Source organism: Brevibacterium sp. NPDC049920 (genome assembly GCF_040656435.1).
GTDB lineage: Bacteria > Actinomycetota > Actinomycetes > Actinomycetales > Brevibacteriaceae > Brevibacterium > Brevibacterium pityocampae.
This window is the reverse complement of the sequence record NZ_JBFAMF010000005.1, coordinates 115,513-134,569: the sequence shown is the minus strand read 5'-3', so window position 1 is coordinate 134,569 and position 19,057 is coordinate 115,513. Positions and strand designations below refer to the sequence as shown.

Genomic DNA, 19,057 nt, shown 5'->3' with positions numbered 1-19,057 from the left:
AGGGCGTTCGCTGTGGGGTGCGCTTGCGGGCGAACCGCAGGTCACAGGGAGTGTTGGCGTGGGCGGGGCGAGCGAATAGAGTGAGAAGTGCCCGCTCGACCTCCATCGGAGAAGGACTGCGAATGTCGGATCCCCGCGTACTGTCCATCGTCCTCGCCGGTGGCGAGGGCAAGCGACTGCAGCCGCTGACCTATGACCGCGCCAAGCCCGCAGTCCCGTTCGCCGGCAGCTACCGGCTCATCGACTTCGTCCTGTCGAACCTCGTGAACTCCGGCCTGCGCGAGGTCGTCGTGCTCACGCAGTACAAGTCGCACTCGCTCGACCGGCACATCTCCGAGACCTGGCGGTTCTCCTCCCTGCTCGGCAACTACATCGCCTCCGTGCCCGCCCAGCAGCGGGTGGGCAAGCGCTGGTTCCAGGGCAGCGCCGACGCGATCTTCCAGAGCCTCAACCTGATCTTCGACGCCAAGCCCGACATCGTCGCGGTGCTCGGCGCTGACCACGTGTACCGGATGGACTTCCGGCAGATGATCGACGCCCACCTGGAATCCGGCCTGCCCGCGACCGTCGCCGGCGTCCGGCAGCCGGTGGCCCTGTCCAAGCAGTTCGGGGTCATCGAGACCGTCGAGGACGACCCGAGCCGGATCTCCGCCTTCGTCGAGAAGCCGGCCTCGACCCCCGGCCTGCCCGACTCCCCCGGCGAGTTCCTCGCCTCGATGGGCAACTACGTGTTCGATGCGCAGGCGCTCATCGACGCGGTCGTCTCCGATTCCAAGGACGACTCCTCCTCCCACGACATGGGCGGGGACATCATCCCCTCGTTCGTGTCCCGCGGCGAGGCCGGCGTGTACGACTTCGCGAACAACGTCATCCCCGGGTCCGGGAGCAAGGATCACGGCTACTGGCGGGACGTCGGGACGATCGACTCGTTCTACGACGCCCACATGGACCTCATCGCCCCGGTCCCGTCGTTCGACCTGTACAACATGCGCTGGCCGATCTACACCCGCCACACGGTGCTGCCGCCGGCGAAGTTCGTCCACGACATCGACCACCAGCCCGGTCGCGCCGTCGATTCGATCGTCTCCCCCGGCGTCGTGATCTCCGGCGGCTACGTCGAGGGTTCGGTGATCTCCCAGGGGGTGACCGTCGACTCGCTCGCGGCGGTGTCCGCCTCGGTCGCCATGGACAATGTGCGGATCGACCGCGGCGCGCGGGTGCACCGGGCGATCCTCGACAAGAACTCGGTGGTGCCGCCCGGCGAGACCGTGGGGCTGTTCCCCGAGGTCGACCGGCGACGCGGCTTCACCGTCACCGACAGCGGGCTCACGGTCGTGCCGAAGAACCACACCGTCAACGACGACCCGTTCGACGACGCCCCGCGACTCCATCCCTGAGTGCGGCCCTTCCCCTGAGTGTGGTGCGGCCCCACCCCTGAGTGCGGCTCAGTCGAACTCGTAGAACAGCCGCTCCATGACCTTGCGCGCACGCCGGGTCGCCCCGAGGTACTCCTCCGCGAGCCGCTGCGCGCTGCCCGGCCGGTAGCCCATGAGTCGGGCGGCGGCCTCGAGTTCGGTGTGGTCGGCGGGCAGCGCAGCGGCGGTGCGGCCGCGGAACAGCATCACCGCCGACCGCAGCGCGGTCGCCATCGACCAGGCGGTCTCGAGCGTCCGCGCATCGTCCTCCCCCGCGAGCCCGGCATCCACCGCGGCGTGGAGCGCCCCGAGCGTCGAGGTGGTCCGCAGGCCGGGATGATCCGCCGCATGGCGGAGCTGCAGGAGCTGCACCGTCCATTCGACGTCGGACAGCCCGCCGCGGCCGAGCTTGATGTGCCGCTTGGGGTCCGCCCCGCGCGGCAGCCGCTCGCTCTCCATCCGGGCCTTGAGCCGGCGCATCTGCCGCAGCGATGACACCGGGACCTCGCCGGGATAGCGCAGGGGGTCGATGAGCGCGTCGAACGCCTCGCGCAGCTCTCCCGAACCGGCGATCGGGCGGGCGCGCAGGAGCGCCTGCGCCTCCCAGGGCTCCGACCACTTGGCATAGTAGCGGCGGTACGACTCGAGTCCGCGGACGAGCGGGCCGGACTTGCCCTCGGGCCGGAGGTCGGCGTCGATGTCGATCTCGAGGCTCGCGGATCCGGTGCCGCCGAGCGCGGAGGTGAGCGCCAGCGCCACCTTCTTCACGTGCGCCGTCAGACGCCCCGAGGCCTCGGAGTCGAGGTCGTCCACCAGCGGACGGTGGACGAACATCACGTCGGCATCGGAGAAGTAGCCGATCTCCGCCCCGCCGAGCCGGCCCATCGCGATCACCGCGAACTCGTAGTCGGGGACATCGGCCTCGGCGTCGAGCCCGGCGCGCACGGCGGACAGCGCGGCGTCGATCGTGATCTCCATGAGCTGGGAGAGGATGCCGGGGATCGCGGGGAGCTCGACGGCGTCGAGCACGTCGCCCAGCGCCGTGCGGAGCACCTCGCGGCTGTAGAGCGCACGGATCGGCTCGACCGCCTCGGCGCCGTGCCGCTCGAGGAGACCTGCGGCCTCCTGGCGCAGCGAGTCCACGCTGCGCGGCTGCAGGCGCTCCTGATCGTCGAGCCAGGCGGCGGCCGCGGGATTGTGGAGCAGGAGGCCGGTGGCGAACTCCGACAGGGAGAGCACCTGTGCCATGGACCGCGCGGCGACCCCGGAGTCGCGGAGCAGCTTGAGGTACCAGTTCGACCCGGACAGGGACTCCGAGAGCCGCCGGAACGCGAGCAGGCCGGCATCGGGGTCGACGCCCTCGGAGAACCAGTCGAGGAGCGCGGGCAGCACCTGGCGGTGCACGACGGCGGCGCGGCTCACCCCGGAGGTCAGGGCGGCGATGTGGCCCATCGCGGCCTTCGTGCCCCGGTACCCGAACGCGGCCAGGCGGGCTCGAGCGGCCTCGGCGGACATCGCGGTGAGCGCGTCCTGCCCCGCGGCGGCCTCGAGGATCGGGCGGTAGAAGATCTGTTCGTGCAGGCCGCGCACCCGCTTGCTGTGGGCGGTGCGGTCGTCGGCCAGACGCCCCTCCGAGCGGTCGCCGAGCGCGTACACGCTGCGCGCGAGCGTGCGCAGCTTCGACTCCTGGTCGGGCAGCAGGGCGGTGCGCTGCATGCGGGGGATCTGCAGCCGGTGCTCGACGACCCGCATGAAGCGGTAGGCCTCGGCGAGATCGGCGGCATCGGCGGAGGCGATGTACCCGGTCTCGCCGAGCGCGGCGAGCACCCGCAGGGTGGTGGGGACGCGGATCCGGTCGTCGGCGAGACCGTGGACGAGCTGGAGGAGCTGGGCGGAGAACTCGACATCGCGCAGCCCGCCGGGGCCGAGCTTGATCTGCCGCTCGGTCTCCTTCTTGGGGATGAGGTCGACGACCCGCACCCGCATCGCGCGGACCTGTTCGATGAACCCATCGCGGCCGGAGGCGGTCCACACGTAGGGGTTGAGGGTGTCGTACCAGGCGGCGCCGAGTGAGGCGTCGCCGGCGATCGGGCGGGCCTTGAGCAGGGCCTGGAACTCCCAGTTGTGGGCGACCTCGGCGTAGTAGTGGTCGAACTCCTCGAGCTTGCGCACGAGCGGTCCGGCCTTGCCCTCCGGGCGGAGCGCGGCATCGAGCTCCCACAGCGCGGGCTCGGCCGCGGAGCCGCTGATGATCTCGACGAGCCGCAGCGCCAGGCGGGTCGCGGCCCGGGCTGCGGTGTCGTCGGGGGCCTCGCCGCGCGCGGCGTAGCAGAACACGACGTCGACGTCGCTGACGTAGTTGAGCTCGCGCGCCCCGCACTTGCCCATCCCGATGACGGCGAGCGAGGCGGTGTCGGCGTCCTCGGTCTCCGCGCGGGCGATCGTCAGACCGGCGTCGATCACCCCGGCGGCGAGGTCGCTCAGCAGCGCGGTGACGGATTCGACGATCGATGTCGGCTCGAGGGCGGCGAGGTCGTCGACGGTGACCTGGACGAGCAGGTCGCGGTAGCGGCGGCGCAGCGCGGCCACGGCCTCCTCCCCCGTCATCGTCGCGGTCGGGAGCTCGGCATCCGGATCAGCGCCGACGGCGGTGAACAGCGTCCGCCGCAGCGCGTCCGGTGCGGCGTCCTCGGAGCCGACGATGAGGTGGGTGTCCTCGCCGTTGAGCACGAACACCGAGTCCGGCCAGCGCACGAGGTGATCGATGCTCGCCTCCGAGGCGCCGGCGAGCAGGATGAGACGGGACAGGAAGGCCGGGGACCCGGCGAGGGCGGCACGCAGCCGATCCCCCTCCCCCTCGCGGGCCACCGCCTCGACGACCCGGAGGACGCCGAGCGCGGCGGCGTCGGGATCCGCCGCCGCACTGAGCAGGCCGGCGACGGCGGGGCCGGCGAGCACCTCGGCCCCGAGGAGCTCGTCCGCCTCGCCCATGAACCGCTGGGCCCGGGCGGACGTCCCCGCCCCGCCCGAGCGCGCCGGGTCGCCGCGTCGCGTGCGCATCAGGGTGCGGTGAAGTGCCGGCCGAGCTCGTACTCGGTGACCTGCGCACGGTAGTCGTTCCACTCCTCGCGCTTGTTGCGGAGGAAGAAGTCGAACACCTCCTCGCCCAGGGTCTCGGCGACGAGTTCGCTGTCCTCCATCCGTGCCAGCGCCTCGTCGAGGCTCGCCGGCAGCGCCTCGATGCCCATGGCGCGGCGCTCGTTGTCGCTGAGCGTCCACACGTTGTCCTCCGCCTCCTCGGGGAGCTCGTAGCCCTCCTCGATCCCCTTGAGCCCGGCGGCGAGCATGACGGAGTAGGCGAGGTACGGGTTGGCGGAGGAGTCGATGCCGCGATACTCGATGCGCGCCGACGAGGACTTCCCGGACTTGTACTGCGGCACCCGGATCAGCGCAGAGCGGTTCCGGTGGCCCCAGCAGATGTAGCTCGGCGCCTCGTGGCCGGTCCAGATCCGCTTGTAGGAGTTGACGTACTGGTTGGTCACGGCACTGATCTCCGCGGCGTGGCGGAGCAGGCCGGCGACGAACCGGCGGCCGGTCTGCGAGAGCTGGTACTCCCCTGCCGGCTCGTAGAAGGCGTTGCTCTCCCCCTCGAACAGCGACATGTGCGTGTGCATGCCGTTGCCGGGCCGGTCGGCGAGCGGCTTGGGCATGAAGGATGCGTAGACGCCCTGCTGCAGCGCCACCTCCTTGACGAGGGCCCGGAAGGTCATGACGTTGTCGGCCATGGTGAGGCCGTCGGCATAGCGCAGATCGATCTCGTTCTGGCCGGGGCCGGCCTCGTGGTGGGAGAACTCGACGGAGATCCCCATCGCCTCGAGCGTCTGCACGGCGGTCCGGCGGAAGTCGTTGGCGGTCCCGCCGTTGACGTGGTCGAAGTAGCCGGCGGTGTCGACGGGCACCGGCGGGCGGCCGCCGAGCTCCCCGGATTCGAAGAGGTAGAACTCGATCTCAGGGTGGACGTAGAAGGTGAAGCCGCGCTCACCCGCCCGATCCATGGTCCGGCGCAGCACGTTGCGGGCATCGGATGCCGCGGGATGGCCGTCGGGCGAGTAGATGTCGCAGAACATGCGGCCGGTGGGCTCCGACTCCCCGCGCCACGGCAGGAGCGAGAAGGTCGAGGGGTCGGGGCGCAGGACCATGTCGGACTCGAACACCCGGGAGAAGCCCTCGACGGAGCTGCCGTCGAACCCGATGCCCTCGCCGAATGCGCCCTCGAGCTCCGCCGGGACGATGGCGACGGACTTGAGCTGGCCGAGCACGTCGGAGAACCACAGCCGGATGAACCGGACGTCGCGGTCCTCGACGGTGCGGAGCACGAACTCCTGCTGGCGGTTCATGGATCCCATCAGGACTTCCAGTCCCGGTCCTCGGACTCCCAGTCCGCGGTGTTCTCCGCGGCCCGGGACAGCGCGTTCTGCGCCTCCTCGGCGGTGTCGTAGGGGCCCATCCGGTTCTCCCACGCGCTCGCGCGCCCCTTCTCCACCTGGTTCGTCTTGGTGTTGTACCAGAACTTCTCTGCACCGGCATCGGTGTTCGCGTCCGACATCTCGGGTCTCCTTCGGCTGCGGGGGTGCGGTGGGGCGGCTGCGCCCCCGGTCCGCACGCGGTTGGCGGGTTCCGCTCCCACCTTACCGCCGTGCCGGGCCGCGTCCCCGTCCCACCGTCTAAAGGTTTGCTCGGCCGACCTTTAGGGGCGTACAGTGTGGTGACCCGATACCCCGGCGGCGTACGCCGCCACCCCCGAGGGAGAGAATCGATGAAGGTCGCCGTCCCGACAGAGATCAAGAACAACGAGAACCGCGTGGCCATCACCCCCGCAGGCGTCCACACGCTCGTCGAGGGCGGCAACACCGTCGTCGTCCAGGCCGGCGCCGGCATCGGCTCCTCGATCAGCGACGAGGAGTACCGGGAGGCCGGCGCGGAGATCATCGAGGATCCCGCCGAGGTCTGGCAGGCCGGTGAGATGGTGCTCAAGGTCAAGGAGCCCATCGCCGAGGAGTACGGCCACCTGCGCGAGGACCTCATCCTCTTCACCTACCTCCACCTCGCCGCCGACGAGCCGCTCACCACTGCTCTGCGCGAGGCCGGCACCACGGCGATCGCCTATGAGACGGTGCAGCCCGAGGGCGGCGGTCTGCCGCTGCTCGCCCCGATGTCGGAGATCGCCGGCCGGCTGTCGACCCAGGTCGGAGCCCACACGCTCCTCAAGGCCAACGGCGGTCGCGGCATCCTGCTCGCCGGCGTGCCCGGGGTCCGCCGCGGCCGCGTCACCGTGATCGGCGCCGGAGTCGCCGGCACGAACGCCGCCCGCATCGCCATGGGGATGGGCGCCGAGGTCGAGATCATCGACATCAACGCCCAGCGGCTGCGTCACCTCGACGAGATCTACGGTGCGAGCCTGCAGACCACGGTGTCGAACCCCTACGAGATCGCCCGTGCCCTCGAGACCTCCGACCTCGTCATCGGCTCCGTGCTCATCCCCGGCAAGCGCGCCCCCAAGCTCGTCACCGATGAGATGGTGCAGGGCATGCGGCGCGGTTCCGTGCTCGTCGACATCGCGATCGACCAGGGCGGCTGCTTCGAGAACTCGAAGCCCACGACCCACGACGATCCGACGTTCCCGGTGCACGACTCGGTCTACTACTGCGTGGCGAACATGCCCGGCGCGGTGCCGAACACCGCGACCAAGGCCCTGACGAACGCGGTCATGCCCTACGCCGCCCGGATCGCGAGGTCCGGCTGGCGCGAGGCGCTGGTGGCCGACCCGGCGCTCGCCCGCGGCCTCAACGTCCAGGCCGGGAAGGTGACGAACGAGAACGTCGCCGAGGCGTTCGGTCTCGAGCACATCACGCCGGCCGAGGCGATCGACGCCTGAGCACGGCCCTCTGGCTGCGCCCAGCGGCGGCCCGGAGAGCTTCGGCTCCCGGGCCGCCGGCGTGCGCGGGCGCCCCTGTGAGCAGCCGAGAGCGGGCGGGCCGCCGGCGTGCTCGCGCGGGAGCGGGCCGTCAGCCGGCCATCATCGTCGTCGCCCGGAAGTGCTCCTCGCACAGCCGGCCGGCGGCAGGGCCGTCGCCGTCGCGGATCGCCTCGACGATCGCCGAGTGGTCGGCGCAGGCGCGGGCGAAGAGCTCCGGCGAGAACGGATCGTGGCGGAAGCCGGTGTTGATCCGCCGGTCGAGATCGGTGACGATCCGCACGATCTCCGGGTTGTGCCCGGCGAGGGCCACGGCGTGGTGGAAGCGGGCGTCGGCGAGCCGGGCCCCCGCGGCATCGGCCTGGGCGGCGTAGGCCTCGGCGAGCCCGGCGATCTCCTCGGCCTCGGCCGCGGTGCGCCGCTGCGCGGCGAGCAGCGCGGCCCGGTTCTGGACCACGGCGCGCGCGTCGAGCAGGTCGATGCGGGTGCGGTGGAACTCCTGCAGGCGGTCCTCGATCCCGGCCAGTGCCCGGGAGTCCCATTCGGCGACGAAGGTGCCGCCGCCCCGCCCGCGCCGGCGCACGATGAAGCCGCCGCGCTCGAGCCGGTCGAGGGCCGCGCGGACGGAGGACCGTGACACCTGCATCGCCGCGGCGAGCTCACGCTCCGGCGGCAGCGCCGAACCCACCGGGAGGGCGCCGACGGCGATCGAGGACATGATGTGGTCGGCGATCTGCTGGGGCGCGCTCGTCATCACGACGACGTCCCCCAGACCGTCGCCCAGACCGGACAGCGGTGTGCTCATGCGACCTCCTCGGGAACCTCCATCCTAGTCCCGCACCGCGGACTGCGGACCGGGCCGGACGCCGATTAGACTGGCCGCATCATGACATCACACGCGCCGCTGGGCACCCTCACACCAGGAACCGTCTCCCCCGTCCGCAGCGTCCCCGCCGACATCCCGCGTCCGGAGTACGTGGGCCGTGCGGTGCCGGACGAGGGACGCGGCGGGGACCACTACACGCCGGAGGAGATCGAGCGCATCCGGGCGGCCGGCCGGATCGCCGGCAACGCGCTCGCCGAAGCCGGTCGCGCCATCGTCCCCGGCGTCACCACCGACGAGCTCGACCGGATCGCCCACGAGTACCTCTGCGACCACGGCGCCTACCCGTCCTGCCTCGACTACCGCGGCTTCCCCAAGTCGATCTGCACCTCGATCAACGAGGTGATCTGCCACGGCATCCCGGATTCCACCGTCCTGCAGGACGGGGACATCATCAATCTCGACATCACCGCGTACAAGGACGGGATGCACGGGGACACGAACTACACCTTCTGCGTCGGCGAGGTCGACGAGGAGTCCCGGCTGCTCGTCGAGCGCACGTACGAGGCCACGATGCGCGGGATCAAGGCGGTGAAGCCGGGACGCGAGATCAACGTCATCGGCCGCGTCATCGAGAAGTACGCCGGACGGTTCGGATACGGCGTCGTGCGCGACTACACCGGGCACGGGGTGGGCCGCGAGTTCCACTCCGGCCTCATCGTCCCCCACTACGACGCCGCGCCGGCCCACAACGAGGTCATGGAGCCGGGCATGGTGTTCACCATCGAGCCGATGCTCAATCTCGGCACCGAGAAGTGGGAGTCCTGGGACGACGACTGGACCATCGTCACCGCCGACCGGAAGCGCTCCGCACAGTTCGAGCACACCCTCGTCGTCACCGAATCCGGTGCCGACATCCTCACCCTGCCCGACGAGTCCACCGCGATCTTCCACGGCCCGGCGGCCTGACGCCGCCCCACGAGCCCGACCCGTTCCCCGAAAGGCGGATCATGACCGACTTCCTCCACTCCGACACCCCCTACGGCATCGGCATCGACATCGGCGGCACCGGGATCAAGGTCGGCCTCGTGTCCCTCGTCGACGGCACCCTGCCGTTCAAGCGCGTGCGCGTGCTCACCCCCAAGCCCGCCACCCCGGAGGCGGTCGTGGGTGCGGTGGCCGATGCCGTCGACCAGGTGGTCGACAAGGCCGTGCGCAAGAAGGTCGTGCCGGACGCCGCGGCGCTCGCCCGGCTGCCGCTCGGCGTCGCCTTCCCCGGCGTCGTCAAGGAGGGCACGGTGCTGTTCTGCCCGAACCTCGACCAGAGCTGGATCGGCGAGCACCTGCCCGAGGCGATCACCCGGGCCACCGGCCGCAGCTGCTTCGTCATGAACGACGCCGATGCCGCCGGATTGGCTGAGATGACCTTCGGCGCCGGGCGGGGCCACCGCAAGCAGACGGTGATCATGACGACGCTCGGCACGGGGATCGGCACCGCGCTGTTCCACGATGCGGTGCTCGTGCCGTTCACCGAGCTCGGTCACCTCGAGATGAACGGGGCGGATGCGGAGACGCAGGCGGCGGAATCCGTCAAGGTCCGCGAGGGGCTCGAGTACGCCGAGTGGGCGCAGCGTCTGCAGCAGTACTACTCGATGCTCGAGATGCTCTTCACCCCGGACCTGTTCATCGTCGGCGGTGGGATCTCGAAGAGCCACGAGCAGTTCCTGCCGCTGCTTCGGCTGCGCGCGGAGATCGTGCCGGCCGAGCTCCGCAACGACGCCGGCACGGTGGGTGCGGCGTATCTCGCGGCCAACGGGGGCCGGGCGAAGGTGCGCAAGCACAAGGGGTGAGGACAGGCCGCCTGTACGCCGGGTTCTGTCCACGGGCCGGTTGCCCGGACACCGTTCGACGGTCATCTGTCTAGGGCCGCCGTTGCCGACGGCCTCGAGCGATCCACCCGACAGCTCGGGCGAGCAGCCCTCGGACGCTGTCTGTCTGATCTTGCTCCCAGCGGGGTTTACCCAGCGATTCCGGTCACCCGGAACCCTGGTGGTCTCTTACACCACCGTTTCACCCTTACCGGCCTGCACCAGGCAGGCAGGCGGTCTGCTCTCTGTTGCACGTGCCCGCGGGTCGCCCCGGGTGGGTGTTACCCACCGCTGTGCTCTGCGGAGCCCGGACGTTCCTCGTCAGCGTTCCCGCTGCCGCGACCGTCCGGCGACCTGTCCTCGATCACCCAGTGTAGTCGCAGGCGGCCCGAGCCCGGGCCACGCCGTCCTCGCTGACCATAACCCCGGGTCAGGGGGCGGCTGGGCGGCCTCTAGGATGGTGGACCGTGATCATCCTCCTCCCGCCCTCCGAGGGCAAGACGCCCGCCGCGACCGGACCGCGCCTCGACCTCGTCGCGCTCAGCCTGCCGGAGCTCACCGGCGCCCGCGCCGAGGTGCTCGACGCGCTCGCCGAGGTGTCCGCCGCCCCGGATGCGCTCGACCGGCTGGGCGTCGGGGCGGGCATCGCCGAGGACGTCGCCCGCAACACGCGGCTCACCGAGATCCCCTGCGCGCCGGCGCTCGACACCTACTCCGGAGTGCTCTACTCGGCGCTCGGCCGGCTCACCCCGACGGCGCGTGCCCGGCTCGGGCACGTCTGGGTATCCTCGGCGTTGTTCGGGATCGTCGCCGCACTCGACCCGATCCCCGCCTACCGCCTGTCGATGAAGACCCGGCTCTCCGGCCAGGTGCTCTCCACCTGGTGGCGCACCCGCCTCACACCGGTGCTGGATGACGAGTTCGCCGGGCAGCTCGTCCTCGACTGCCGCTCGACGGAGTACCGGAAGTCGTGGCCGGGCCCGCCGGAGCGCACCGCCGTCGTCGACGTGTACACCGAGTCCCGGGGCCGGCGCACCGTGGTCTCGCACAACGCCAAGCACACGCGCGGAGAGCTCGTCGGCCGCCTGCTGCGCTCCCGGGCCGCGCTGCCGGAGGACTTCCGCGGCCTCGTCACGGCGGCGAAGCGGTACCACGCGGTCGAGTTCACTCCCCCACAGGGCCGGCAGCCGGCCCGGCTCGACATCATCCTGCCCGGCTGAGGCGCCGGAGCGGGGCGGGCCTCCGGACGACGGCGGGTTCCGGGTGCAGTCCGGTGCGGATACCAGCGAGTAACCGCACTGCAGTGGCTGTTGAGTGCCAGAACCGCACTGAGGTGGCTCAGGAACCGGCGTTTCGCACCGCGGCCGTCCAGCTGGTCCGTGCCGTCAGCCCAGCGGCGTGACGAGGAGCGTCTCGCAGGAGTCGCATTCGACGACCGTGCCGGGCTCGGAACCGGAGAGCGCATCGCGGGCGACGCCGCTGAGCTCGTCGCCGCAGGCGCCGCAGGTGCCGTGAGCGAGCACTGCGGCACCGATCTGGCCCGCGGTCTCCTTCGCGCTCAGCCGCTGCCGGATGTCGGCCGGGAGCTTCTCCGCCGTGCCGGCGCGCTCGGCTTCGAGCTCCGCGGCCTCGGCGGCGAGCTCCTCGGCGCGTGCCTTGCGCTCGGCCTGGAGGTCCTTGCCGCGGGCGGCGATCGCCGCGCCCTCCTGCCGCAGGTCCCGGATCTCCGCGTCCTGCTCCTCGACCGTGCCGAGCGAGGTGAGCTGGTCCTCCTCGACCGTCTCCCGCGCGGTCTTCGCGGTCTCGATGTCGCCCTGGAGCGCCACGAGGTCGCGGGAGGTCAGCCCCTCACCCGAGGCCAGGCGGGACTCCATCCGCTCGATCGTCGCCCCGCGGGCGGCGACGTCGGTCTCGAGCGCGGTAGCGCGCTCGGACTCCGCGGTGCGGGTCGCCTCGAGGGCGGCGATGCGCTCGGCGTTGGCCTTGTGCTCGGCGGCGAGCCCGCGCAGCTGTTCGAGGAGCTCGGTCTGCTTCGCGGCGTGGACGTTCTTCCGCAGGCGGGCGGACAGATCGATCCAGTCGAGGAGGGCGCGGTGTTCGGTGTCGGTGAGCGGCATTCTCAGTCCTCGGTCGGAGCGGACGGGTCGGCGGCCCCGGGCCCGAGCGGTGCGGGACGGGTGGCGCCCGGTTCATCGAGCGGCTGGTCGATGCGCAGCGTCCACGGGTCGGTGCGGGTGCGCGACACGGTGATGTCGAGGGCGCATCCGGCGTCCTCGGCCGCGGTCGCGAGCTGGTCGGCGGCCCGATCGAGCCACAGCGCCTCGGCCGCCCAGTGGGAGATGTCGATGAGGTGCGGGGTGTCGTCGGTCCGGTGTGCGGTGTCCCGGGCCTCGCTGGCCGGGTGGTGGCGCAGGTCGGAGGTGATGTAGACCTCGGCGCCGGAGGCGCGCACAGCGTCGAACAGCGAGTCGCCTGCGCCGCCGAGCACCGCGACCCGTGTCACCTCGGCCGCAGGGTCTCCGGCGATCCGCACTCCGGTCACGGTCGGATCGAGCACCTCTGCGAGTCGGCGGGCGAGGTCCTCCACGGTCTGCACCGCAGACAGGGTGCCGACCCTGCCGATGCCCACCCCGGCGGGCGCCTCGGCGGTGGGGGCCAGCGGAGCCGTATCGGTGAGGCCGAGGGATTCGGCGAGCACGTCGGAGACCCCGCCGAGCGCGGAGTCCGCGTTCGTGTGCGCGTTGAACTGGGCGACGCCGGCGCGGATCAGGGCATGGACCGCACCGCCCTTGAGGGTGCCGGCATTGACGGAGGTGACCCCGCGCAGCAGCAGCGGGTGGTGCGTGATGAGCATGTCGTACCCGCCGTCGACCGCCTCGGCGACGACGGCGTCGACGGGATCGAGAGCGAGCAGGATGCTGCGCACGGGAGCATCCGGGTCGCCCACGGCGAGCCCCACGGTGTCCCAGCTCTCGGCGTAGGCCGCCGGCCACAGCTGCTCGCACAGGTGCATGATCGTTCTCACGGTCGCGGTGCTCATGGTGCCACCGTAGTACACGCCCACCCGCCGCCGAGGCGGTGTGCCGGTGCGCGGTGCACGGTGCCGTTCGGAGAGCGGACAGCCCTGGGAGGATGGCGCGGCGCACATTAGGGTGGTGCCATGAACTCGATCCCAGCGCTGCGATCCAGCACCATCGCCGACCTCCTCCGCCGCACCGCCCGCCGCACCCCCGAACGGACCGCCCTCGTCTTCGCGGACCGCACGTGGACCTACGCCGAGCTCGACACCGCGGTGACCGCGCTCGCCCGGCATCTGCTCGCCCAGGGGCTCGAGCACGGTGACCGGGTGGCCGCGTACGGCAGGAACTCCGACCTCTACGCCCTCGTCTTTTTCGCCACCGTGCGCGCCGGCCTCATCCACGTGCCGGTGAACTACCAGCTCAAGACCGACGAGCTCGAGTACATCCTCGACAACTCCGGGGCTCGCCTGGTGATCTCGGACGCCGCGATGGCCGCCGATGTCGACGCCACCGAGGCCGGTCGCGCAGCGCTGCGAGCGGACTTCGAGGACCTCCTCGACACCGTCCAGGCCCCGGACGTCGCTCCGGAGGCGATGGGCGAGTTCGACGTCACCGACACCGACGTCGCCCAGCTGCTCTACACCTCGGGCACGACCTCGCTGCCCAAGGGAGCGGTGATGACGCACCGCGCGCTCATGCACCAGTACATGAGCTGCCTCGACGTCCTCGACTTCGATGCCTCCGACCGGCAGGTCCATGCGCTGCCGCTCTACCATTCGGCGCAGATGCACGTCTTTCTCATCCCGGGGCTCATCAAGGGCGCGCTCAACATCATCGTGCCGGCCCCCGTGCCCGGCGAGCTGCTCGAGCTCATCGAGGCCGAGCGCATCAACACCTTCTTCGCCGCTCCGACCGTGTGGGTCGCGCTCGTCAACCACCCGGACTTCGCGACCCGGGACCTCACGAGCCTGCGCAAGGCATACTACGGGGCGTCGATCATGCCCGGGCCCGTGCTCCACAAGCTCGTCGCCCACCTCCCCGAGCTCGGCTTCTACAACTGCTTCGGGCAGTCCGAGATGGGCCCGCTCGCCACGGTGCTGAGGCCCGAGGAGCACCAGGATCGGCTGGGCTCGGCCGGACGCCCGGTGCTGTTCGCCGAGACCCGCGTCGTCGACCCCTCCGGCGTGGACGTGGGACCGGGCGAGCAGGGCGAGATCCTCTACCGCTCCCCGCAGCTGTGCGAGGGCTACTGGAACAAGCCCGAGGCCACGGAGGAGGCGTTCCGCGACGGCTGGTTCCACTCCGGCGACCTCGTGATCCAGGACGCCGAGGGGTACGTCGAGGTCATCGACCGGGTCAAGGACGTCATCAACACCGGCGGGGTGCTCGTCGCGAGCCGGCAGGTCGAGGACGCGATCTTCGAACTCGACTCCGTCGCCGAGGTCGCCGTCATCGGGATGCCCGACGAGAAGTGGATCGAGGCGATCACCGCCTATGTCGTGCCCAAGGACGACTCCCTCACCGAGGCGCAGGTCATCGAGCACGTCAAGGGCCGGCTCGCCGGCTTCAAGGTGCCCAAGGCGGTCCACTTCGTCTCCGAGCTGCCGAAGAACTCCGCGGGCAAGATCCTCAAGCGCACGCTGCGCACCGGCTGAGGCGGCCGGGAGCTCGAACCGGCGGGGTCGAGCTGCGGGGAACCGGTGCCGTGCTCGTCACCCGTTCCTGGCAGCACCGTTCGTTCCTGACAGCACCCTTCGTTCCTTGACGTCGTCGGCCGGTTCCGTCAGCGTGGGAGGTGCCATCTGCGGCGGCCGCGCTGCCGTCGCTCCCACCGAAAGAGGAGGACGATGCTCATCGTCGATCGTGACGATCTCAACGGGACCGACCAGGACGTCACGTCCGAGACCTGGCGCAGTCGCCGCATGGTGCTCGCCCGCGACGGGGTGGGTTTCTCCCTCCACGACACCGTGATCTACGCCGGCACCACCTCGACGTTCCACTACCAGAACCACATCGAGGCCGTGTACTGCGTCCAGGGGACGGGCACCCTGACGAACGAGGAGACGGGCGAGGTGCACGAACTCCGCGACGGGACGATGTACCTGCTCGACGGGCACGAGAAGCACACCGTCCGCGCGGAGACCGAGCTGCGCATGGCCTGTGTCTTCAATCCGCCCGTGACCGGCCACGAGGTCCACGACGAGAACGGCGTCTATCCGCTCGTCACCGAGGACGCCGCTCGCTGACCCGGCTCAGCGGAACTCGTCGGTCTCGATCGACTCGACCGGCAGCGTCTCGAAGGCTGCCATGAAGCGCCACGTGTCCGGGCGGGAGCCGTCGACGTCGGTGAGCCCGTAGTGCCCGGCGAGCTCGAAGGAGCTCGTCGATCGCGTGTTCCACCGGGCGCGCTCGGGGTCCGCGGCCAGGGCTGCGATCCCCCGGGCCAGCAGCGCCGGGGTCTCCGAGATCCCGAACTCGTAGGGCGGCACGACGTCGGTGCGCCCGCGGTTCGCTGCGGCGGCGGCCGCCCAGGTGTCCTCGGTGACGCCGAAATGGTCGAGCATCATCTCCGATCGCAGCCAGCCCGGCGTCACCGACACCGCGGTGCAGCCGTGGGGCCGGAGCTCGTGGCCCTCGGCGAACGCCAGCCGGTCCACGGCGGTCTTGGTGAGGTCGAGGAACACCGTGGAGCGGAAGTGCTCGGCGTTGTACTCCCGCGTGCCGTCGGTGACCTCGACGACGAGACCGCCGGAATTCCGGATGAGCAGGCCGAGAGCGCAGCGGCTGGTGATGAGGTGGGTGAGGTACCCGGTCTCGAACAGCCGCATCCCGCGGTCGAATTCGTACTCCCACAGCGGGGTGTCGAACTCGACGTAGGCCTCTCCCCCGATGTCGTTGATGAGGATGTCGAGGCGCCCGTGCATGTCCTCGATCCGGTCGAGGAGCGCGGTCACCTGTGCGATGTCCCGGTGGTCGACGACCGCGGCATGCGCGGTGCCCCCGGCGGCGCGGATGAGCTCCGCCGTCTCCTCGACGGTCTCCTGCCGGTCGTAGTCGGATAGGTCGCCGGGCGCGGAGCGCCCGGTGCAGTGGACCTCAGCCCCGGCGGCGGCGAGCTCCCGGGCGATCGCGCGGCCGGCACCACGGGTGGCTCCGGTGACGAGCGCGATCCGCCCGGTGAGCGGGCGCGCGTTGGTGGGTGCACTGGTGCCGGGTCCGGCGGTACCGGGTGCGGGGGTGCGGGATTCCTGGGGTGAGCTCGTCTCGTCCATGGTTCCAACGTCCCAGCCATTCCCGACAGACCGTGTCGTGAATGGCCTAGGCTTCGCGCATGCGCTCAACCCGGCTGCTGTCGCTCATCATGGATCTCTCGCGCCTGCGCACCACGAGCGTGGGGGTGCTCGCCGAGCGCCACGGGGTGTCCGGGCGGACAGTGCAGCGCGACCTCGCCGAGCTGCAGGCGATGGGGGTGCCGGTGTGGACGCGCACCGGTCCGGCCGGCGGCGTCGGGATCGTCGAGGGCTGGTCGTCCCCGATCACCGGGATGCCGCAGCAGGAGATCACCGCACTGCTCCTCGGGGAGACCGCAGCGCGGGAGCTCGGCCTCGCCGGGGAGCACCGGGCGGCCCGCCTCCGGCTGCGCGGGGAACTCGACCCACCCAGTGCGGACGGGCACGTCGCCGACCACATCGAGCAGCGGGTGCTCGTCGACGCCGCGGCGTGGTTCACCGAGGCCGAGGAGCCGCCGGCGCTCGCCGCGGTGTCCCGGGCCGTCTGGACCGGGCGGCGCCTGCGGATGCTGTACCGGCGTGGGGCCGCTGCCGTGTCGCGCCTCATCGATCCCCTCGGCCTGGTCCTCAAGACCGATCGCTGGTACCTCGTCGCCGCGCACCGCAGGGCGCTGCGCACCTACCGGGTGTCCCGGATCGCAGGCGCACGGGTGGTGGAGGCGCCCGCATGGCGGCCCGCCGGATTCTCCCTGGCCCAGCACTGGGCGCAGGCCCGGACGGCCTTCGAACGGGGCCTGGACGGCATCACCGTGCGGGTCGCGGTGGACCGGTCCGCGCTGCCCGCTCTGCGGCACGCCGTCCCGGGGGCGGGCGCCTCGGCGGCGCTCGAGGCAGCGGAGGCCGATGCGGTGACAGATGATGCGGTGGACGGCGTTACTGGCGCTCCCGCAGCGCGGGTCGTGGTCGAGCTGCCGATGGAGACGCAAGCGATCGCCGTCTCCCAGCTGCTCCAGGTCCCCGGCGTCGAGGTGCTCTCCCCCACCCCGATCCGCGATGCGGTGGCCCGCCGCGCGCGCGAGCTGTGGGAGGCCAACGCGCCGGGTGCTCGATCGGACGCGGTGCCGGATGCACTGCGTGGTGAACCGAGCACAAGAGTTCCCGGAGGAGGGTACGAGGGTGAGTCGTTAGGCTGACCGGCATGGATTCCCTGCCCCTGCCTCTGTGCACTCCGCGGCTCACGCTCCGCCCGCACCGCCTCGACGACGCCGCTTCGCTGCTCGCCTACTACTCCCGGCCCGAGGTCGCGGTGCACCTGCTCGAGGAGCCGTGGACGCCGGAGTACGCGGCCGAGCAGTCGCAGTCGCTCACCCGGCGCACCGGGCTGGAGACCGCGGCGCGGGCGCTCGCCCTCGTCATCGAGCACGAGGGACGGGTCATCGGCGACGTCGCCCTGTGGCTCACCGAGGAGGAGCTCCCGGTGGCGGAGATCGGCTGGGTGCTCGACCCTAGGCACGGCGCGCGGGGTTTCGCCGCCGAAGCCGCCGGGGCGCTGCTCCGGGCCGGGTTCGAGACCTACGGCCTGCACCGGGTGGCCGCGCAGATGGATGCCCGGAACACCGCCTCGGCGCGGCTGGCTGAGCGGATCGGAATGACGCGCGAGGCGCACCTCCGGCAGAACTGGTGGAGCAAGGGCGAGTGGACGGACACCGTGGTCTACGGCGCCCTGTCCACCGATGCGCTGCCGGGATGACCGAGGCGATGGTGGGAAAGGAAGCCGGCGGGGTCGGACGGCGGCGGCACCCGGTGCCGCCGGGCGGCCGTGTCGTCGCCCTGCAGCGCCGTCGGCGGTGTGGCATACTGATTCCGCTGTCAGCGCGGGCTGACCGGGACCGATTCCTTCGGTTCCCGGATGCGCGCGGACAGCGGTCGGGGCCTATAGCTCAGTTGGCTAGAGCATCTCGTTTACACCGAGAGGGTCGGGGGTTCGAGTCCCTCTGGGCCCACCACATATCGGCAGGAAGGGCACACGTCGTTGGAGGGGTACCGTCTCGGCGAACGTGTGCTCGCGTGGTACCTGTCGTCGATCACCGGGTTCATCGACGCGCTCGGCTTCCTCTACCTCGGCGGGTTCTTCCTCTCCTTCATGTCCGGCAACACCACCCGAATGACCGCAGCTGCTGTCGAGGGCGGCTGGGACGTGGTGGGACGGGCGGCCGGGGTGATGGCCCTGTTCCTCCTCGGTGTGATGATCGGCTCACTCGTCAGTCGACTCGCCCACCGCCACCTGCCGCCCACCCGACCGCGTGAGCTCGTCCTCCTCTTCGTCTGCCTCACGGCGATGATCGCCTCGGCCCTGGTCCTCGCCGGGCACGATCTGCCCGCGGTGCTCAGCCTGTCCTTCACCGTGGGCTCGATGAACAGCATCTTCGAACGCGACGGCGAGGTCGCGATCTCTCTGACCTACATGACAGGCACCCTGGTGAAGATGTCGCAGCGATTCGTCGGCGCCTTCTTCGGCGGTGCCCATTCCGCCTGGCTCGGGTACTTCCTTCTCTGGCTCTCGCTCGCCCTCGGAGCGGTGCTCGGAGGCCTGTGCTACCTGGCCCTCGGGATCCGCGCGGTCTGGGTCGTCACCGCGCTCGTATTCCTCGGCACCGCGGCCGCGCTCGCCAACCGCGCGCGGCGGCGCAGGCGTGGACTCCCGGTGTAGCCCCGGCACGCTCCACA

At 71.2% G+C, this 19,057-nt stretch carries 17 protein-coding genes, 1 tRNA gene and 1 other RNA gene; 11 read left to right on the top strand and 8 right to left on the bottom strand.

All coding sequences use genetic code 11. The annotated features are described in order from the left end of the window. The first annotated feature begins 122 nt into the window (after nt 1–122). Nucleotides 123–1,397 carry a glucose-1-phosphate adenylyltransferase gene (gene glgC / locus AB0I45_RS06560; protein WP_137319627.1) on the top strand — a complete coding sequence of 425 codons (1,275 nt, stop codon included), beginning with the start codon at nt 123–125 and terminating at the stop codon, nt 1,395–1,397. A 48-nt stretch (nt 1,398–1,445) separates the two neighbouring features. Here glgC and AB0I45_RS06555 read toward each other — a convergent pair whose 3' ends face one another. The 3 genes from AB0I45_RS06555 to AB0I45_RS06545 are packed head-to-tail and all read right to left on the bottom strand — an operon-like array spanning nt 1,446 to nt 6,021. Further along, complete coding sequence (locus tag AB0I45_RS06555; RefSeq protein ID WP_295688073.1) at nt 1,446–4,475, bottom strand: bifunctional [glutamine synthetase] adenylyltransferase/[glutamine synthetase]-adenylyl-L-tyrosine phosphorylase; 3,030 nt, start codon at nt 4,473–4,475, stop codon at nt 1,446–1,448. Further along, nucleotides 4,475–5,812, bottom strand: a complete 1,338-nt coding sequence (locus AB0I45_RS06550; RefSeq protein WP_137320473.1) for a glutamine synthetase family protein — start codon at nt 5,810–5,812, stop codon at nt 4,475–4,477. Before AB0I45_RS06550 ends, AB0I45_RS06555 begins: the two co-directional genes overlap by 1 nt. Nucleotides 5,813–5,820: 8 nt before the next feature. Continuing rightward, entirely contained in the window at nt 5,821–6,021 is a 201-nt protein-coding gene (locus AB0I45_RS06545; RefSeq protein ID WP_137319625.1) for a hypothetical protein, read from the bottom strand. Nucleotides 6,022–6,231: 210 nt separating this feature from the next. Here AB0I45_RS06545 and ald point away from each other — a divergent pair, with 210 nt between their 5' ends. After that, nucleotides 6,232–7,350: an alanine dehydrogenase gene (ald, locus tag AB0I45_RS06540; RefSeq protein ID WP_345030924.1), complete on the top strand. Its 1,119-nt coding sequence runs from the start codon at nt 6,232–6,234 to the stop codon at nt 7,348–7,350. A 130-nt stretch (nt 7,351–7,480) separates the two neighbouring features. Here the strand turns inward: ald and AB0I45_RS06535 are convergent, their stop codons facing one another. Next, entirely contained in the window at nt 7,481–8,194 is a 714-nt protein-coding gene (locus AB0I45_RS06535) for an FCD domain-containing protein (RefSeq protein WP_137319623.1), read from the bottom strand. A gap of 81 nt (nt 8,195–8,275) precedes the next feature. On the opposite strand from AB0I45_RS06535, the gene map reads away from it, so the two are divergent. Further along, nucleotides 8,276–9,181, top strand: a complete 906-nt coding sequence (gene map / locus AB0I45_RS06530) for a type I methionyl aminopeptidase (RefSeq protein ID WP_265809294.1) — start codon at nt 8,276–8,278, stop codon at nt 9,179–9,181. A 41-nt stretch (nt 9,182–9,222) separates the two neighbouring features. Further along, a complete protein-coding gene (gene ppgK / locus AB0I45_RS06525) occupies nt 9,223–10,062 on the top strand; it encodes a polyphosphate--glucose phosphotransferase (RefSeq protein WP_137319621.1) in 840 nt (279 codons plus the stop codon). On the opposite strand, the gene rnpB is transcribed toward ppgK, so the two are convergent. Beyond that, an RNA gene (gene rnpB / locus AB0I45_RS06520) (RNase P RNA component class A) lies at nt 10,061–10,438 on the bottom strand. The genes ppgK and rnpB overlap by 2 nt on opposite strands. A 109-nt stretch (nt 10,439–10,547) precedes the next feature. On the opposite strand from rnpB, the gene AB0I45_RS06515 reads away from it, so the two are divergent. Next, on the top strand, nt 10,548–11,300 hold the full coding sequence (locus AB0I45_RS06515; protein ID WP_345030916.1) for a peroxide stress protein YaaA: 753 nt from the start codon (nt 10,548–10,550) through the stop codon (nt 11,298–11,300). Between the two features lie 165 nt (nt 11,301–11,465). Here AB0I45_RS06515 and AB0I45_RS06510 read toward each other — a convergent pair whose 3' ends face one another. Together AB0I45_RS06510 and AB0I45_RS06505 are read right to left on the bottom strand one after the other, a co-directional pair. Then, nucleotides 11,466–12,197, bottom strand: a complete 732-nt coding sequence (locus tag AB0I45_RS06510) for a hypothetical protein (RefSeq protein ID WP_345030914.1) — start codon at nt 12,195–12,197, stop codon at nt 11,466–11,468. Nucleotides 12,198–12,199: 2 nt separating this feature from the next. Further along, on the bottom strand, nt 12,200–13,120 hold the full coding sequence (locus AB0I45_RS06505; RefSeq protein ID WP_345030912.1) for a Nif3-like dinuclear metal center hexameric protein: 921 nt from the start codon (nt 13,118–13,120) through the stop codon (nt 12,200–12,202). A gap of 120 nt (nt 13,121–13,240) precedes the next feature. Here AB0I45_RS06505 and AB0I45_RS06500 point away from each other — a divergent pair, with 120 nt between their 5' ends. Both AB0I45_RS06500 and AB0I45_RS06495 read left to right on the top strand, forming a co-directional pair. After that, on the top strand, nt 13,241–14,755 hold the full coding sequence (locus tag AB0I45_RS06500) for a fatty acyl-CoA synthetase (RefSeq protein ID WP_345030909.1): 1,515 nt from the start codon (nt 13,241–13,243) through the stop codon (nt 14,753–14,755). A 192-nt stretch (nt 14,756–14,947) separates the two neighbouring features. Continuing rightward, nucleotides 14,948–15,346 carry an ectoine synthase gene (locus AB0I45_RS06495; protein ID WP_345030907.1) on the top strand — a complete coding sequence of 133 codons (399 nt, stop codon included), beginning with the start codon at nt 14,948–14,950 and terminating at the stop codon, nt 15,344–15,346. A 6-nt stretch (nt 15,347–15,352) separates the two neighbouring features. Here AB0I45_RS06495 and AB0I45_RS06490 read toward each other — a convergent pair whose 3' ends face one another. Continuing rightward, a complete protein-coding gene (locus AB0I45_RS06490) occupies nt 15,353–16,372 on the bottom strand; it encodes an SDR family oxidoreductase (RefSeq protein WP_345030904.1) in 1,020 nt (339 codons plus the stop codon). A gap of 59 nt (nt 16,373–16,431) precedes the next feature. Between AB0I45_RS06490 and AB0I45_RS06485 the strand changes: the two genes are divergently transcribed. The 4 genes from AB0I45_RS06485 (at nt 16,432) to AB0I45_RS06470 (ending at nt 19,040) form a co-directional block, all read left to right on the top strand. Further along, the gene (locus AB0I45_RS06485; RefSeq protein ID WP_345030902.1) at nt 16,432–17,523 is read left to right on the top strand and encodes a WYL domain-containing protein; all 1,092 of its coding nucleotides are present in this window, start codon (nt 16,432–16,434) and stop codon (nt 17,521–17,523) included. Nucleotides 17,524–17,528: 5 nt separating this feature from the next. Further along, on the top strand, nt 17,529–18,080 hold the full coding sequence (locus AB0I45_RS06480) for a GNAT family protein (RefSeq protein WP_345030900.1): 552 nt from the start codon (nt 17,529–17,531) through the stop codon (nt 18,078–18,080). 179 nt (nt 18,081–18,259) lie between these two features. Continuing rightward, a tRNA-Val gene (locus AB0I45_RS06475) sits at nt 18,260–18,336 on the top strand. 26 nt (nt 18,337–18,362) lie between these two features. Then, the gene (locus tag AB0I45_RS06470) at nt 18,363–19,040 is read left to right on the top strand and encodes a YoaK family protein (RefSeq protein ID WP_345030897.1); all 678 of its coding nucleotides are present in this window, start codon (nt 18,363–18,365) and stop codon (nt 19,038–19,040) included. The last annotated feature ends 17 nt before the right edge of the window (nt 19,041–19,057 follow it).